The organism is Streptomyces sp. NPDC004542, from assembly GCF_040610035.1.
Taxonomy (GTDB): domain Bacteria; phylum Actinomycetota; class Actinomycetes; order Streptomycetales; family Streptomycetaceae; genus Streptomyces.
The window spans coordinates 1-15,056 of the sequence record NZ_JBEXLP010000129.1; the positions used below are offsets into that span (position 1 = coordinate 1).

The 15,056-nt window shown below is 73.0% G+C and carries 13 protein-coding genes; 3 read left to right on the forward strand and 10 right to left on the reverse strand.

From position 1 onward, the window contains the following. Positions 1-172 precede the first annotated feature (172 nt). Positions 173-757 (reverse strand): hypothetical protein, encoded by a 585-nt coding sequence (locus ABZX30_RS35570; RefSeq protein ID WP_355941803.1) that lies wholly within the window; start codon positions 755-757, stop codon positions 173-175. Positions 758-1,032: 275 nt separating this feature from the next. Between ABZX30_RS35570 and ABZX30_RS35575 the strand changes: the two genes are divergently transcribed. Further along, positions 1,033-2,481 carry a polysaccharide biosynthesis tyrosine autokinase gene (locus ABZX30_RS35575; RefSeq protein WP_355941806.1) on the forward strand — a complete coding sequence of 483 codons (1,449 nt, stop codon included), beginning with the start codon at positions 1,033-1,035 and terminating at the stop codon, positions 2,479-2,481. Then, positions 2,478-3,038, forward strand: coding sequence for a low molecular weight phosphatase family protein (locus tag ABZX30_RS35580; RefSeq protein ID WP_355941809.1), 561 nt, complete (start codon positions 2,478-2,480; stop codon positions 3,036-3,038). Before ABZX30_RS35575 ends, ABZX30_RS35580 begins: the two co-directional genes overlap by 4 nt. A 239-nt stretch (positions 3,039-3,277) precedes the next feature. Here ABZX30_RS35580 and ABZX30_RS35585 read toward each other — a convergent pair whose 3' ends face one another. The 4 genes from ABZX30_RS35585 to ABZX30_RS35600 all read right to left on the reverse strand — a co-directional run bounded on the left by ABZX30_RS35585 (position 3,278) and on the right by ABZX30_RS35600 (position 6,543). Beyond that, positions 3,278-4,324, reverse strand: a complete 1,047-nt coding sequence (locus tag ABZX30_RS35585; protein ID WP_355941812.1) for a YihY/virulence factor BrkB family protein — start codon at positions 4,322-4,324, stop codon at positions 3,278-3,280. Between the two features lie 112 nt (positions 4,325-4,436). Continuing rightward, positions 4,437-4,802, reverse strand: coding sequence for an STAS domain-containing protein (locus ABZX30_RS35590; protein ID WP_355941815.1), 366 nt, complete (start codon positions 4,800-4,802; stop codon positions 4,437-4,439). Positions 4,803-4,848: 46 nt separating this feature from the next. Further along, the gene (locus ABZX30_RS35595) at positions 4,849-5,406 is read right to left on the reverse strand and encodes a glycoside hydrolase family 25 protein (RefSeq protein WP_355941818.1); all 558 of its coding nucleotides are present in this window, start codon (positions 5,404-5,406) and stop codon (positions 4,849-4,851) included. A gap of 105 nt (positions 5,407-5,511) precedes the next feature. Beyond that, positions 5,512-6,543 carry a phosphatidylinositol-specific phospholipase C domain-containing protein gene (locus tag ABZX30_RS35600; protein WP_355941821.1) on the reverse strand — a complete coding sequence of 344 codons (1,032 nt, stop codon included), beginning with the start codon at positions 6,541-6,543 and terminating at the stop codon, positions 5,512-5,514. A gap of 207 nt (positions 6,544-6,750) precedes the next feature. Here ABZX30_RS35600 and ABZX30_RS35605 point away from each other — a divergent pair, with 207 nt between their 5' ends. Further along, the gene (locus ABZX30_RS35605) at positions 6,751-7,428 is read left to right on the forward strand and encodes a Crp/Fnr family transcriptional regulator (protein ID WP_355941823.1); all 678 of its coding nucleotides are present in this window, start codon (positions 6,751-6,753) and stop codon (positions 7,426-7,428) included. A gap of 18 nt (positions 7,429-7,446) precedes the next feature. Here the strand turns inward: ABZX30_RS35605 and ABZX30_RS35610 are convergent, their stop codons facing one another. The 5 genes from ABZX30_RS35610 to ABZX30_RS35630 form a co-directional block, all read right to left on the reverse strand. Beyond that, positions 7,447-9,126: a lipopolysaccharide kinase InaA family protein gene (locus tag ABZX30_RS35610; RefSeq protein ID WP_355941826.1), complete on the reverse strand. Its 1,680-nt coding sequence runs from the start codon at positions 9,124-9,126 to the stop codon at positions 7,447-7,449. Then, complete coding sequence (locus ABZX30_RS35615; protein WP_355941837.1) at positions 9,123-10,274, reverse strand: protein phosphatase 2C domain-containing protein; 1,152 nt, start codon at positions 10,272-10,274, stop codon at positions 9,123-9,125. The genes ABZX30_RS35610 and ABZX30_RS35615 overlap by 4 nt, the downstream gene beginning before the upstream one ends. 7 nt (positions 10,275-10,281) lie before the next feature. Further along, positions 10,282-10,962 carry a hypothetical protein gene (locus ABZX30_RS35620; protein WP_355941828.1) on the reverse strand — a complete coding sequence of 227 codons (681 nt, stop codon included), beginning with the start codon at positions 10,960-10,962 and terminating at the stop codon, positions 10,282-10,284. Between the two features lie 58 nt (positions 10,963-11,020). Further along, the gene (locus tag ABZX30_RS35625; protein WP_355941831.1) at positions 11,021-12,871 is read right to left on the reverse strand and encodes a hypothetical protein; all 1,851 of its coding nucleotides are present in this window, start codon (positions 12,869-12,871) and stop codon (positions 11,021-11,023) included. Continuing rightward, a partial coding sequence (locus ABZX30_RS35630; RefSeq protein WP_355941834.1) for a hypothetical protein occupies positions 12,868-15,056 on the reverse strand: 2,189 nt, incomplete at its 5' end. The genes ABZX30_RS35625 and ABZX30_RS35630, both read right to left, overlap by 4 nt.

Consider the following 15,056-nt stretch of genomic DNA (forward strand, 5'->3'; position numbering starts at 1 on the left):
CAATACCCACCCCCCCCGCCCCGGCCGCGCCCCCCCCGGGCCCCGGGCCCGCCCCCCCGCCGGGGGCCCCGGCCCCCCGCCGGCCCGGCCGGGCGGCCCGTCCCGGTCAGACGGACGGCGTCCCGGCGCAGGCCGGGACGCCATCGGAACACCGTGCGCGGGTCCGGGTCCGTCATGAACTGCGACTGCGGCGGCGCCGCATGGCCAGCATCGTGCCGCCGCCCAGCGAGACCAGCCCCGCCGCGGCCGAGCCCCCGGCCAGAGCCGTCCGACCGCTCTCGTCCGCGGGGCCCGCGCTCGTGGGCTGCCCGTCGTCGGGCCCGTTCAGGTCTGCCCGGTGCTTCGGGCGCAGCACCCGGATCCGGGCGGAAGCCCTCCGCTCGGGGTCCCGGCCGATCAGCTTGAAGGTGTGGAGCCCCGGACTGGTGCGCCGCGGGATGGTCACCGTGCCGGTGACCACTCCGTGCTCGTCCGCCCTGAACTTCCCCAGCACGACGACGACCGACCTCAGGACGGCATCGACCCGCTGCCGGGGAACGAAGCCCGTGCCCCGGAAGCCCAGCCTGTCTCCGGCGTGCACGGTGGTGGCGGTGAGCGTCAGCGCCGGCGGCCGCGGGGGATACGGCGCGGGATACGGCGGGGGATACGGGCCGGGCTCCGCGTGCGCGGTCTGCGCGCCCACCAGCGGCGCCGCGAGGAGCACGGCGGCCGATGCGGCCGATGCCAGGGCGCCTCGCCATCGGGGCGATCTCGTCATGTGCACTCTCCTCGACTTCCGTCCGGGCCGGACGGCGGCGTCGGCCGTCGCCGAGATCTTGATACAAGGAAAAAGTGGGATATAAGGCGTCCGTTGGTGCAACGCGGCCGAGGAGTCACCGGATGGGGTAGTGGTGGTGCCCGCGGTGGCCCCGTATGCGGGTGGCTCCCCCGTTCGGTGCGTGCGACTCCCTAGGGTCGGCTGCGTCCACAGGGAACGGAATGTACCCATCCGGGTGGTTCCCTCGGCCCGATGATTTCGATGAGGGGTGCGGCTTGGATCTCCACGGCTTTCTGAAGGCTCTTGCCAGACGCTGGCCGACCGTCGTCGTCTGCCTGGTCCTCGCGGTCGGTGCGGCACTCGCCGCGACGAGCCTGAGCGCCCCGGTCTACGAAGCCGGAACCCAGCTGTTCGTCGCCACGCGAGACGGGGGTGACACCGCCCAGCTGAGCCAGGGTCAGAGCTTCTCGCAGGCGCGGGTGCAGTCGTACGCCCGCATCGTGACGACCCGTCAGGTGACCGTGCCGGTGCTGGAGAGGCTGGGACTGCGCGCCACGCCGGAGGAGCTGGCGTCCCGGATCACCGCCCAGGCCCCGCTCGACACCGTGCTCATCGACATCACCGTCCGGGACACCGAGCCCCGGCGCGCGGCGCGGATCGCCAACGCCGTGGCGGAGCGGTTCACCGAGGTCGTGGAGCGGCTGGAGACGCCCAAGGGCGTGTCCGGCGCCGAGCCGAAGAGCCGGTCCGGTGGGGGGACCTCCCCCGTGTCCCTCCGGATCACCCAGGAAGCCGTCCCGCCCGCCGTCCCGGTCGCGCCCCGCCCGCTGCTGAACCTGGCCGCGGGTCTGCTCGGCGGCCTGTTGCTCGGTGCCGGTGTCGTCGCGTTGCGCGAGACGCTCGACACCACGCTCAAGACGGCCGAGGCGCTGGGCGAGTTCACCGGACTGCCGGGGCTCGGCGTCATCCCGTACGACAGGACCGCGCCCAAGCAGCCTCTCGTCACCGCCGGCGGGCACTCCCGGCGCGCCGAGGCCTTCCGCAAGCTGCGCACCAACCTGCAGTTCTCGCAGGTCGACAACCCGCCGCGGATCATCGTGGTGACGAGTTCGGTGCCCGGTGAGGGCAAGACCAACACCGCGGTGAACCTCGCCCTCTCCCTGGCCGAGGCGGGCGTCTCCACCTGCCTGGTGGACGCGGACCTGCGCCGTCCCTGCGTGGCCCCGGCCTTCGGCCTCGTCCAGGACGCCGGCCTGACCACCGTGCTCATCGGGCGGGCGCGTGTCGCGGACGTCATGCAGCAGGTCGCGGGCGGGCTGTCGGTGCTGGCCAGCGGCGCCGTACCGCCGAACCCCACGGAGCTGCTCGCCTCGGCGCGCATGGCGGAGGTGCTGACGGAGCTGGCGGAGTTCCACGAGGCGGTGATCGTCGACACCGCGCCGCTGCTGCCGGTCGCCGACACGGTGGGACTCGCCTCGCTCGCCCAGGGCACGCTGCTCGTCGTCCGCGCCGCCCGCACCAAGCGGGACCGGGTGCGCACCGCCGCGGAATCGCTGGAGCGGGTGGGCGTGCGCCCCCTGGGCACCGTCTTCAGCATGGCTCCGGTCCCCAAGGGCGGCGGCTACGACCACCGGGACTACGGCGAGCTGCCCGCGCCCCGGCCGTCGGTTCCCCCCGGTGAGCCGGTCGTGCCGGCCGGGGCGCGGGCGGCGGGTGAGAGGTGACCCGGGTCCTGTTCGTCTGCACCGGCAACGTGCACCGCTCGGTGCTCGCCGAGCGGCTGCTGGCCGCTCGGCTGCCGCCGGGTTCGGCGGTGCGGGCGCAGAGCGCCGGTACCCGGGCGCGGCCCGGTGCGGGCATGGAACACGCCACCCGGGCGGTGCTGGAGCGGCTGGGTGGCGACGGATCCGGTTTCGTCTCGCAGCGGCTCACCGCCCCGCTCGTGCTGGGCGCGGCGGTGGTGCTCGGGCTCGCCCGGGAGCACCGCGAGGCGGCCGTACGGCTGGCGCCGTCGGCCCTGCGGCGCTGCTTCACCCTGAAGGAGTTCGTGCGGCTGGCCGGCGGGCGGGCGGAGCAGGACGGGTGGTCCCAGGGCCCGGGCGGTTTCGCCGGCGTGGTCGCGGCCGCCGCCGCCCGCCGGGGCCGCGTCGCCCCGGTCCCGCCCCGCCAGGACGATGTTGCGGACCCCTGGGGGAGGTCCCGTGAGGCGCTGGAGGAGTGCGCCCGGGAGATCGACGCGATCGTGGGGGGACTGGTGCAGCTGTGCGAAGTCCCGGCATAGGCGCAGGTCACGGGAGCCTTGCATGGAGAGGGTGGATAAGACTTGAGTCGGTTTGACTCAGGCCTGTTGACCGGTATTCCTTCTTGGCGAGCCTGCTCCACTCAACTCAGCTGGAGGAAGACCGCCATGGCCCGTGCGGTCGGCATCGAGCTGAACGTGCCAGGAAGAATGAACGTGATATCCGGGTATTGCTTGCCGCTCCCGGACCGGATGGTGACGGGACCTGTCCTGCTCGGGGTTCAGGGGTCGTCCAGCCGGCGCAGGTCCTCCTCGTCCCACTTCCGGGTGTCGCGGGGCTCGGTGTAGGGCTCCTTGTCCGGGGGCAGGCCGCCGGTGATCGCCCGCTGCCGTACCGTCTCGGCGTCGAACTCCAGGCCGAGCAGGATGGCGAGGTTGCTGATCCACAGCCAGACCAGGAAGACGATGACCCCGGCCATGGTGCCGTACGTCTTGTTGTACGAGCCGAAGTTCGCGACGTAGAACGCGAACCCGGTGGAGGCGGCCATCCAGATCAGCAGGGCGAGGAAGCTGCCCGGGGTGATCCACCGGAAGCCCTTCACCTTGGCGTTCGGGGCCGCCCAGTACAGGATCGCGATCATGAACGTGACCAGGAGCACCAGCACCGGCCACTTGGCGACCGACCACACCGTCAGCGCGGTGTCGCCGATCCCGAGCGCCCGGCCGGCCTGACGGGCCAGCCCCCCGGTGAAGACCACGATCAGCGCACTGGCCACCGCGAGCAGCATCAGGACGACCGTCAGGCCGACCCGCACCGGAAGGACCTTCCACACCGGGCGGCCCTCGGGCATGTCGTAGACCCGGTTGGCCGCGCGGATGAACGCCGCGACGTAGCCGGACGCCGACCACACCGCCAGCACGAGGCCGAGGACGGCCACGAGCGAGCCGGTGCCGGCGTTGTCCTGCAGCTGCTCGACGGCCCGGGTGATGATGTCACGGGCCGAGCCGGGAGTGAGCTGCCTGAGGTTGACCAGCACCTTGTCGGTCACCGACCTCCCGGTGATCCCGAGCAGGGAGACGAGCACCAGCAGGGCGGGGAAGAGCGACAGCACGCCGTAGTAGGTCAGCGCCGCGGCCCGGTCGGTCAGCTCGTCGTCCTGGAACTCCCGCAGGCTGCCCCTGAGCACCGCCTTCCACGCGTGCCCGGGCAGCTTCGTCGGCGCGTCCGGTGCCCGCCGCTCGACCTCGGGGCCGGGCCCCGCCTCCTCGGGCGAGGGGACCTCGTCACTGCCGTGGGGGTCTTTCCGCCCCGGAAGACGCAGTTTCATGTCCTCCGGGTACCCCGGGACGCCCACCCACGCCTGTCCATGCCTGTCCATGCCTGTCCACGCCTGTCCACGCCTGTCCGCCCACACCCGCGGGCGCGCGACGGCCGCGGAGTCAGGCGTCGAGGGCCTCGCGGAGCGTGGGGTGGCAGGCGATGACCGTGTCGAGGCCGACGAGCCGCATGGTGCGCAGGACGGATCCGGTCGGGGCGGCCAGGCGCAGCCATCCTCCGGCCGCCTGGGCGGCGTGGTGCGCGGCGATCAGGATGTTGATGCCGCTGGAGTCCATGAACGTCACCCCGCCGAGGTCCACCACGACCCGCGGGGCGGAGCGGCCGACGGAGATGTCCAGGGCCTGGCGGAGCGGATCACCGGTGTCGTGATCGATCTCCCCGCGCACGGTGACGACGTCGGCGCCGTCGACGGACGAGCGGGTGATCGTCAGGCGGTCCGGCCCTGCTGGTTGGCGGTTGTCTCCCACACCCGGATCCTACGGGCAGCGCGCCTGCGTGGCCTCGCCAACCGGATCACGTGCCCTTGGCCCACTCCCGGAGCGCCGCCGTGCTCGCGAAGTCGGCCACGTCCTTGTCGTGGGGTTCGCTGCTGTACTGGTGGAAACGCCACTTGGCCGTGATGCGGGGTTTGCCCGCGGTGACGTAGTCGGCGATCCAGAGGCCGTCACCGGCGTACGAGGTGGTGTCCACGTTCAGCCAGAAGTCACGGTTCGCGTAGAGCACGACCCGGTTGTGCGGCCGCAACTCCTTGAGCTTCCGGATGAACCGGTCCTTCTCCGCGTTGCTCGCGTGCGTCCCCTCGCCGGTCGTCTCCCAGTCGACGGCGAGGATGTCGCCGGCCTTCTCGGGGGCGTGCTGGAGGAAGTACTCGGCCTGGGCGGTGAGGTTGCCGGGCCACAGGAAGTGGTAGAAGCCGACGACCAGGCCGGCGTCCCGGGCGGTCTTCGTCTGGGCGGAGAGTCTGGGGTTGACGTACGAACGGCCCTCCGTCGCCTTGATGAAGACGAAGGAGAGACCGTCGGTACCGTACGAGGAGGACTGGAACGCGCTCACGTCGATGCCGTGCACCATGGGGGAACTTCCTGAGTGTCCGTGGGGTGACAGGAGTTGACTGGCTTATGCCCCGCCTCGGCACGCGTGATCCGGCCCCGGCCCCGGAATTCCGGCTCGCGCCCGTCAGCCCCGGGTCGTCACCGACCCCAGCACCGAGGCCGGCTTCGCCGACCAGTCGGAGGTGATGATGCTGGCGTGGTCCGCCGCCAGCAGGGACAGCCGGGCCGCGACCTCGGCGTCCGTCGGGTCGGTCGAGGAGATGGCCGGGGAGACGCCGGCCGCGTCCGTCATGATCAGGATGTAGTGGTTGGTGGAGTAGAAGGACGTGGCCCAGCCGTTGGTGACGTAGGCCGCCGCGTCACCGTCGAAGAACACGAACCACGGCCGGATCGAGGCGTCGTAGCGGCTGGTGCGCGGGTCGCCGCTCGCGGCGCCGAGCACCGCGGGGAAGGCCTGGGCCGCCGAGATGTTCCCGGCCGCGTACAGGTCCCGCAGGTGGTCGCCGTACTCCTCGTCGGTCCAGTAGCTGTCGAAGGGGTTGGACTCCTCCACCGTGCCGGGGATCAGCTCGAAGAGGAACTTGCCCTTCAGGGCGTCCCGGCCGGGCCACGCGTTCGCCTTGGCCGCCGCGTCCAGGGTGGAGTACGTGGAACCGAGCAGGTCGGAGGGCTTGTAGACGCTGCCGCCCAGCTTCGAGGCGACCAGCGAGTCGAACTCGTCGGGGCCGAGACCGGCGTTGTCGTTGAAGCCGGCCTTCATCTCGACCTTGAACACGATCGGCGCGTGGTCGGGGTGGAGCTGGTTCCAGGCGGCGATGTTGTCCAGGCAGCTGCCGAGGTCCTGGTTGCGCTGCTTGCTGTACAGGTCGCTCGGTGTGCTGGCGTACTCGCAGTTGTTGTCGTTGCCCAGCGGGTTGCTGTGGCTGACCCGCCAGCGGTGGCTCAGGCTGTCGGCGTAGACGTCGAGTTCGAGCAGCGAGGCCCCCGAGTCCAACGCCTGGGCGAAGTACGTGTACTTGGACTTGTCGTACGCGTTGTGCGTACCGATCGCGGTCGTCTCGGAGAACTTCCCCGACGCCGCGTGGGCGTTACCGGGTCCCACCAGTACCATCGCGGCCGCACCGAGCAGCGCCGCCAGCCGTCTGACCGTACGCACGTGAAATCCCCTTCGAGGTAGCGGAGTTGGCGGCAGCGTAGGGGCAAGCGGTTACCGCGCGGTAGCCCCTGGAGGAACAGGAAGCACTCCGGCGCCGTACGGTCACGGGCCGAATTCACCGGCCCGGGCAGGTTTCACAAGGATGCGGCGGGGCCACACTGATGCCGTTCCGGTGCATCGGTGGACGTCGACGGGAGGCGAGGCGCCGTGACGATCCGTCCCGCCCCCTTCTGGGCGGCCCTCGACCCGGACGACCGGGCCGCGCTGCTGCGGGCGGCCACCCGGGTGTCGTTACCGGCGGACCGGCAGTTCCTGACCCAGGGCGAGGACTCGGACCACCTGGTGGTCCTGCTGCACGGCTGGATCAAGGTGGTCGCCCAGTCGCACGCCGGCTACCGCGCCCTGCTCGCGCTGCGCGGTCCCGGCGAACTCCTCGGCGAGCAGGCCGCGGTGGAGCGCGGGCGCCGCTCCGCCTCGCTGGTCACGGCCACCTCGGCCGACCTGCTGAACCTGTCCGCCCCCCGCTTCCAGGTGCTCGCCCGGTCCCGCCCGGGTGTCGCCGCGGCCCTGGAACAGACCCTCTCGCAGCGCCTGCGCGAGGCCGACCTGCAGCGCGCCGGCATCACCGAGCCGGTACCGGCCCGGCTCGCCGTCCTCCTGCTGGACCTGGTCGAGCGCTGCGGCCACCCGGACCCCGACGGCACCGGCCACCGCATCGGCCTCGCCCTCTCCCAGGACGACCTGGCCGGCCTGCTCCTGACCTCACGGCGCACGGTGAGCCGCGTCCTGGAGCAGTGGCGGTCGCAGGGCTGGATCATGACAGGCCGCCAGGCGCTGCTGGTGCGCTCGGTGGACCACCTGAAGCGGCAGGCGTTCGGCGGGTGAGCCCCGACGCGGTATCGCTCAGCACGATGTGTAACTCACCCCGTCCCGCGGCGCCTTGTAGATCCGGTAGCCGTCCGAGTCGGTCAGCTGGTAGGTGATCGTCCACTGGTCGCAGGTGTCGTCGGGGCTGCCCGCGGGGCCGTAGCCCGCGTCCTGGTGGCTGGTGAAGCCGAGGGTGGCCAGGGTGTACCGGCCGTCCGAGGACAGGCCGCCGAGCACGAAGTCGGTGTCCTTCGTGGTGGACATGACCTCCTTCCACTTGCTGCGGGAGGACGCGGAGCCGAGGTCGACCACGCCGGTGTCCGGGTCGTAGTACTTCAGCGCGGTGTCGTAGCGGTGTTCGTTGATCGCGCCGAAGAAGCGGGCGAACATCCTGGCCACGTCCTCGGCGCCGTCCTCGTCGGCGACCTGGGAGTAGTCGACGGTGGCCCAGGAGGCCACGGCCACGCCGGAGGGGGTCGCCCCGTCGGTGGGGTCCGGGGAGTTCTCGCCGGTGTCCGAGCCGCCGTCGGTCAACGTGCTCTCGCTGGGCGTCCCCGGGAGCGGCGAGGACGAGGAACCGTCCGACCCGGCCGCGCCGGCCGAGCCGTCCACGTGGGTCGCAGCGTATCCGCCGACCACTCCGACCAGCAGCGCGGCCAGCAGCCAGCCGAACCACCGGCTGCCCGTCGAGGCGGGCTGCCGCGGACGGGTCGACGGGATGTGGACGGGGGTCGGCGCGGTCGGAGTCGGCGCGGTCACGGTCGGCGACTGCGACGGATTCGGATCCGGGGTGACGACCGGCGGCGGGGTGGCGTGCCTGACCCGGCCGTGCTCCAGTTCCAGCACGGGTATCCACTCGGCGAGCCGGGGCCGCCGCTGCGGGTCCTGGTTCTGGGCGCGCGCCGCGAGGTTCGCGAGCTGGGTGGAGACGGCCCTGAGCGGGGCGAGGTCCTTGCTCTCCTGGCTGCGGTTGAACACCCGTGCGGCCAGCAGCCCGAACTTGTAGGAGTCCGTGGCGACCGTGGCGGTGGCCTTCTCCGCGGCCGGCACCTCGAACTCCGGGGTGTCCACCTGCGCGAGCACGTCCTTGCCCCGGAAGCGCATGGAGTCGCAGTCGATCAGCAGGCAGCGCGCCTGCCCGCGCAGGGTGAACAGGACGTTCTTGGGCGACAGGTCGCCCACCGCCACGCCGTGCCCGTGCAGCCGCTCCACGGTGCGGGCGAGATCGAGCAGCAGCTCCAGGCGCCGCGCGTCGTCGACGGGCAGCCCGATGCGGGCGCTGTAGGAGTCGTCGTTGAGCAGGAACTCCATCGCCTGCTGCTTGACCCCGTTCAGGACGGGACTGTGCAGCTCGTGCTCCGGGCCCACCCGCCGCATGAGGAAGCCGGTGAGCGCGGTCCGCGGGTTGCGCGAGGGCCGCGGATCGGTGGGCGTGGCGTCCCGGTACACCAGCACCATCGGCCAGGTCAGCCGGTCGTCCAGGAAGGCGCGGCCGGCCGGGTCGAGGAGCTGGCGGAAGCAGACCATGTCGTACAGCACGTCGCCGTCGTACGGGACGTCCGGCAGGTACTCCTTGTAGACCAGGGACTGCCCGGGGAACTTCCCGTGCGGGTCCGGCACCCCGTACACGATGCCCTGGCCGCCGCCGCCCAGGCGGTGCGCGGGATAGTCGCCCAGGTGCTCGGCGGGTGTCCAGGGCACCCTGACGTCGTTCATCGCACCGCTCCCGGTGCCCCTCCGCGCGGCCACAGGGCCACCAGGGTGCGGTCGTCGTCGAAGGTCTCGCGGTAGAAGTCGAGCGTGTAGGCGAAGGCCAGCGGTGGCAGCGGCCGGGACAGTTCCTGCACGCACAGCCGGGCCACCGCGCCCCGCCCGTCACCGAGGGGGTCGCCGAAGCCGTCCGTGCCGACCAGCAGGACGCTGCCCTGGTCCAGCAGGTACTCGAACGGCGCGGCGTCGGCGGGCACGTACGGCATCGGCCGGACGGACGAGGAGAGCAGCCCGTCCGCGCCGAACGACTTCCCGCCCTTGAGCGGGTACACCTCCTGGTTCTTGATCACCCAGACCCCGGAGTCGCCCACCGACACCAGGACCACCCGCACCCCCTCCGCGGTGGGGGTGGCCGCCCCGGCGACCAGGGTGGTGGCCAGCAGCGCGGCGGTGTCGTCCACGCTCGGGGTGTCCTGCGCCCGCAGGATGCGGCGGGCCTGCTCGACCAGCTGCCAGTGGACGTTGCCGAGCAGCTTGCGCCAGTCGGTGACGGATCCGCCGCTCGCCCGCACCTGGGCGAGGAGTTCGTCTACCGCGCTGCGGCAGGCCAGCTGGGAGCCGATGTGCGGCTCGCGCGCGTCGGAGACGCCGTCGGCGACGGCGAACACGACGGTGCCGGTGAGTTCGTCCCAGGCCGCCGCCGCGTCGTCCTCGCGGGGCCGGCCCTCGGCCCGGTGGGCGTAGCCGCGCACCGAGGCCAGCCGCAGGTCCAGCGCGCTGGTCGACCAGCCGTCGCAGACGGTGTCGGGGCGGTACGACAGCCCGCCGGTGGGCGGCCTGGGGTCGAAGGCGGGGACGGCGCCGTCCACGGAGAGCGGCCGCCAGGCGTCGGCGAGCTCTCCCCGGGGGGGTGCGGGCGCGGTCGCGGCCGCCGGTGTCCGCACGGACGGCACGCCGGGCGGCCAGTCCTGGGCCCCCGGCTGCCCGCCGTGGCCGTAGGGGTCGCCGGGGACCGGGGCGTGGCCGGCCTCGCCGGGCCGGCCGGCCGGACCGGGTCCGGCGGTTTCCCTGGGGTACAGGTCCGGGGCCGGGCCGGGCGGCGGAACGCGCCGCCGCTCCCCCGGGTCGTCGTCGGACCGGCGGTGCGAAAACATGGCCACGTCAGATCACATCGATCGCGACGGTGAAGCCTTCCGGCTTGTCCACCACCAGTTCCGGGGACGGCGAACCCAGTGACCGCCCGGAGCGGATCACGCTCTGGGTGAGGGCCGTGCAGAACTTGGCGATGGCGCTGCCGACGTCGACGCCCTTGTTCACGATGAAGCCGAACTGCGGCTGGGTGGCGACCTCGTTGATGGTCTGCGCGTCGGCGTCCACGATGCCGCAGGCGATGATGTTCGGCGCGCCGAGGGTGGTGCCCCGGTCGGTGAGACGGCGGTGCGCGTCGTGCCAGTCCTCGTTGTGGTTGGGCAGTCCGTCGCTGAGGAAGAACACGGCCGGCCGGTGCACCTGGTAGCCCTCGCGCTTGAGGGTGTTCACATCGCCCGGGATGCGCACGATCAGGTCCTCGAAGGCGTTGCGGTAGCTGGTCATGCCGCGGGTGCGCAGCCGCGGGAACTCGCCCGCGCTGCGCAGGTCGACCAGGTGGACCCGCTCGACCACGTCGTCGGAGAAGCCGAGCACCGAGAAGCGCACCTTGGCGGCGGCCATCGGTTCGCCGAGCAGCGCCTGGTGCAGCGAGCGCAGACCGTCGTTGAGCTCGTCTATGTGGTCGGTCATCGAGCCCGACTCGTCGGCGAGGACGTAGATGGGGAGCAAGTGCCCCCGGTTGCTTTCCATCATCGTCTTTCCGTTCTTGCGTGGTGGGAACTGGCTGGGTCGTGGAACCTGGCCGGGCGGGTCAGAACGCGTCCTCGGCCCGCCGGAAGCCGTCGGGCGGACCGACCGCGAACTGGGGGTCGCCGGCGGCGATCCGGCGGGCGTAGCCGACGACGCTGTCGCGCAGGAAGGCGGCACAGCTGTGCGCGGCGGACACGGCGTCCTGGTGGGGCGGCGCCATGAAGGCGAACTCGGGCCGGGTGGCCGCGGCGCGGATCGCGAACGTGTCGGCGCGGCCCAGGCCCAGCGCGATGACGTGCGGCGCCGCCGGGTTGCCGGTGGTGTCGGTCAGCGTGCGGTGGGCGTCGCGCCAGCCGTTGCCCTCCTCGGGCGTGCCGCCGGTGACGAAGTGGACGATGGGCCGCAGCACCTGCGCGCCCTCGGCCTTGACCACGCCGACGTCCTGCCCGAGGACGGTGCTCAGCAGCTGGAAGGCGTGCGCGTACGACAGCCCCGGCCGCCCGGTGAGGACGGGGGTGCGGGTACCGGGCGTGACCGTCTCGAGCTGGAGCCGGGGTTCGGTGGTGGCGGCCATGCCGAGGACGGACAGCCGGAGCGTGGTGGAGAGTTCCGGGGCGGAGGAGAGCGCGGAGTGCAGGTCGCTCAGGCCCCGGTTGAGCTCCTCCAGGCAGGTGCGGTCCAGGGACTCGTCGAGGACCAGGTAGATCAGGGCGGTGTAGGCGGGGGTGGCGGGCCGTCCGGCGTAGGGCGGGACGGGGTCGCCGGCCACGGTGGAGCCGGGGGACTCGCCGTAGGGTGCGGCGGCGGCCGGGCCGGTGGGCCCGGGCGGGGTGTACGTGGGCTGGGTCTGCGTGGGGGTGTACGCCGGCGGGGCCTGGGCGGGCGCGGCGGCGCGTGCCGCGGACAGCTGGGCCGGCGGGGCGTCCCAGGGCCGGGCGCCGGTGAGCTGCGGGGTGGCGGCGGGCGGCAGCTGGGCCTCGCCGCCGGTGGCCCGGCCGACGGCGTCGGTCAGCAGCTGCCGCGTCGCGTCGAGGTCTCCGGCCTGCACGAGGTTCTTCTCGGCCATCAGCTGGAGCAGGCCGAGGGCGCGCTGGTTCTGCAGCTCGGTGGTGGCGAACCGGGCCTCCTCCAGTTTGCGCATCATCTCGAAGGCGCCGGCGGCGTCCTCCGGATGCGTGATCAGGTAGTGCCGGATCAGGCCCTCACTGGTGGTGAGGGTGTTCTCCAGCGCGGCCGCCTGCCGGGCGGTGGCCGCTATCTCCAGTTCCTGCTTCTTGGCGTCGAGCTGGCCCCGGCGCAGGACCTCGCCCATGTCGGGCACGTGCTCGGCCTGGCCGAGGGCCTCGCGCCGGCCGGCCTCGATCAGGGACTCCAGGTAGATCTTGGACTTGTCGTCGGGCCGTACGGTCACCTGGCAGCCGTACACGATCAGGCCCTCCGCGAGGGTGACCTGCCGGCCGCACCTCTGGTTGAGGTAGTGCTGGAGGCCGAAGGAGTCCTCGATGGCGAAGCGCTGTCCGGCGCCGTGGAAGAGACTGGTGAGGTAGTTGTGCACCAGGGGCAGCGGATTGTCGATACCGGAACGCACCACGGCCTTGGCGCCCTCCCAGCCGTCGACGCGGAAGGCGAAGTCGACCTTCACCTCGAAGGCGTGCACGCCGTCGCGGGAGACCAGCGGGTTGCGGCCGAGGACGGCGCTGCGCTGCCGGGGGCGCAGATCGACCTCGTAGCGCGTGCGGTACCTGGAGAACACCTGCTGCGAGGGGGTCATCGGGCGGCCGTCGAAGCACTCCACCTCGCCGGACGCGGTGGCGTACACCACCGCGAGGTGCGGCTGGGTCGCCTTGGTGGGCCCCAGTGCCATGCGGGGCACCGGCGTCCGGTTGACGATCAACGAGACCGGGTCGTTCACCGGCCACCTCCTGGCTGAGTGGGTCGAGCGGGCGGCGCGGCCCGCAGGGCGGCACCGAGGACGGCCGCCGTGCGGGGCAGGGGACGGAAGCGGTCGCGGTCGGTCCAGTGGGCGGTGTGGCGCTGGAGGAGCTGACGGGCGCGCGGCGAGCGGGTGGCGACGTCGTCGACCAGGACGCGGACGAGGTCACCGAGCAGTTCCGGGTCGGTCTCCGCCTGGGCGGCCCAGCCCTCCAGGACGTTGCCGGCCGGTTCGGAGTAGACCCCGCCACTGATCGCCTCCGCCCACAGGTAACCGATGAGGCGGCGCAGTTCGCCGCCGGGCGGGCTGTCGGCGGCCAGGCCGAGCAGGGTGGGGCGGCTGCGTCCGGGCAGTCCGCCGGCCGGCGGCTCGTCGGCGACCAGGGCGTTGGCGAGGATCAGGAAGGCCAGGTGTCCCGTGTGGCGGCTCTTCGGTTCGTGCGCCATCTCGGCCAGGGCGCGCAGGACCGCGGGGGCGTTGGCCCGGACGTCGTCCTCCATCAGGTCGGAGACGGCGTCACCGATCGCGACGGCGACCTGGACGGAGTCGACGGTGCCGAGACGGGTGAGGGCCTGGAGGGCGGTGGGCAGGTCGGCGCCGCCGAGGCACAGGCCGTAGGCGCGGGCGGCGGCTGCCTGGAACTGCCAGGGTCCGCCGAGGCACCAGCCCTCGACGAGGGCGCGCACCCCGGGCCGCAGACCGGGGTCGCGGGCGCAGACGCGCAGGGCGTAGGCGACGGCCTCGCGGCGCTGTTCCCCGCTGTCCTTGTCGCGGATCCACCCGGGGAGGACCAGGGTGCTGACGGCGTCGAAGGACTCGGTGGCGATCAGGCCGAGCGCGGTCCCGGCGAAACTGCGCACCTGCTGCGAGGGCTTGTCGACCAGGTCGGCCAGCCAGTCGAGGAGTTCGCCCTGGATGGTGTACTGCGACCAGGCGTGCCGGATGATCCGCGCCGGGTAGTCGGGGTTGCGGTACTCGGCGACGGTGCACGGCAGCCAGCCGTTGTCGCCCCGGGTGACGGCGGTGACGGTGCGGGCGCGCAGCTTCTCGTCGAGCATCCGGCGGGACTGGCTGAAGGGGTCCCGGCGCAGCGGTACGGGCCCCTGCTCGACGCTGGCGGCCAGCACGCCCCGGTCGCTGCGGAAGCGGTCCAGGAGGGTGCTCGCGGCCATGGCGACGTACTCCTGGGGCAGTCCGCCGAGGACGGCGAGGGCGACGGCGTGGGTGCGCAGCCCGGTGTCGCCGAGCCCCTCGAACCACTCCTCGGGACCTTCGCCGCCGGTCTGGTCCATCCGGGCGCGGACCCGTTCCAGGTCGATGACGCCGGCGCCGTGCTCGTGCCCGATGACCTCGGCGAGCCGGGCGGCGTCGCGGCAGGCGGCGCCCAGGTCGAGGAGTTCCTCGCACAGGTCCCGCACGCCCGTCGCGGCGAGGGCGCGTTCGGCGTCGGTCTCGCCGAGCCGGTGCGCCAGGTGGGCCACGAGCACGTCGTGCAGGGGGTCGGGGCGGCCGATGCGCTGGACGTACTCGCCGACGCCGTGGCCGAGTTCCGCCTCCGGTCCGGCGATCAGCACCAGGTGGGCGCCGGCCTGGAGCAGCAGGTCCTCGAGGCCGGCCAGTTGGGAGCCGCGTAACTCGCCGAGGTCGACGGGCCGGTCGAGCAGCAGGCCCGCGCCGCGGCCGAGCTGTGTGAGCTCGGTCAGCCGGGTGAGTTCGGCGACCGAGTCCAGCAGGTAGAACGTGGTGGCCCGGGCGGACATCAGCAGTCGGACGGCCGCGGCGGTCTTGCCGGCGCCGCCGGGGCCGCGCAGCACGACCGAGCGGCGCTGCCAGGCGTCGGCGACGACGTCGTCCCAGCGGGGCGGCGGCTGGAAGGTGCGCCGGACGGTGTCCACGATGCCGGCGGCCACGGCGCGCAGGACCACGCCGCGTTCCCCGTCGGCGTGGATGACGATCTTGTCGCCCTCGACCCGGTCGCCGCCGATGTGGGTCCAGGCGGTGCGCAGCAGTCCGGCGCGCAGACTGCCCTGACCGGCGCGGGCGGTGGCCTGGCGGGCGGTGTCGCCGTCGCCGGCGGTGCCGTCCGCGGACGGTGTCTGCCGTCCGTCGTGGCCGAGCCGCCGGCGGAGTCTCCTTCGACGATGAAGATCTCCGACATCGCCGG

Excerpts from the sequence above, each read along its gene's own strand:
- ABZX30_RS35585 (WP_355941812.1), bottom strand. The coding sequence starts at position 4,324 with ATGAAACTGCGTCTTCCGGGGCGGAAAGACCCCCACGGCAGTGACGAG.
- ABZX30_RS35570 (WP_355941803.1), bottom strand. The coding sequence starts at position 757 with ATGACGAGATCGCCCCGATGGCGAGGCGCCCTGGCATCGGCCGCATCG.
- ABZX30_RS35595 (WP_355941818.1), bottom strand. The coding sequence starts at position 5,406 with ATGGTGCACGGCATCGACGTGAGCGCGTTCCAGTCCTCCTCGTACGGT.
- ABZX30_RS35615 (WP_355941837.1), bottom strand. The coding sequence starts at position 10,274 with ATGTTTTCGCACCGCCGGTCCGACGACGACCCGGGGGAGCGGCGGCGC.
- ABZX30_RS35610 (WP_355941826.1), bottom strand. The coding sequence starts at position 9,126 with ATGAACGACGTCAGGGTGCCCTGGACACCCGCCGAGCACCTGGGCGAC.
- ABZX30_RS35620 (WP_355941828.1), bottom strand. The coding sequence starts at position 10,962 with ATGATGGAAAGCAACCGGGGGCACTTGCTCCCCATCTACGTCCTCGCC.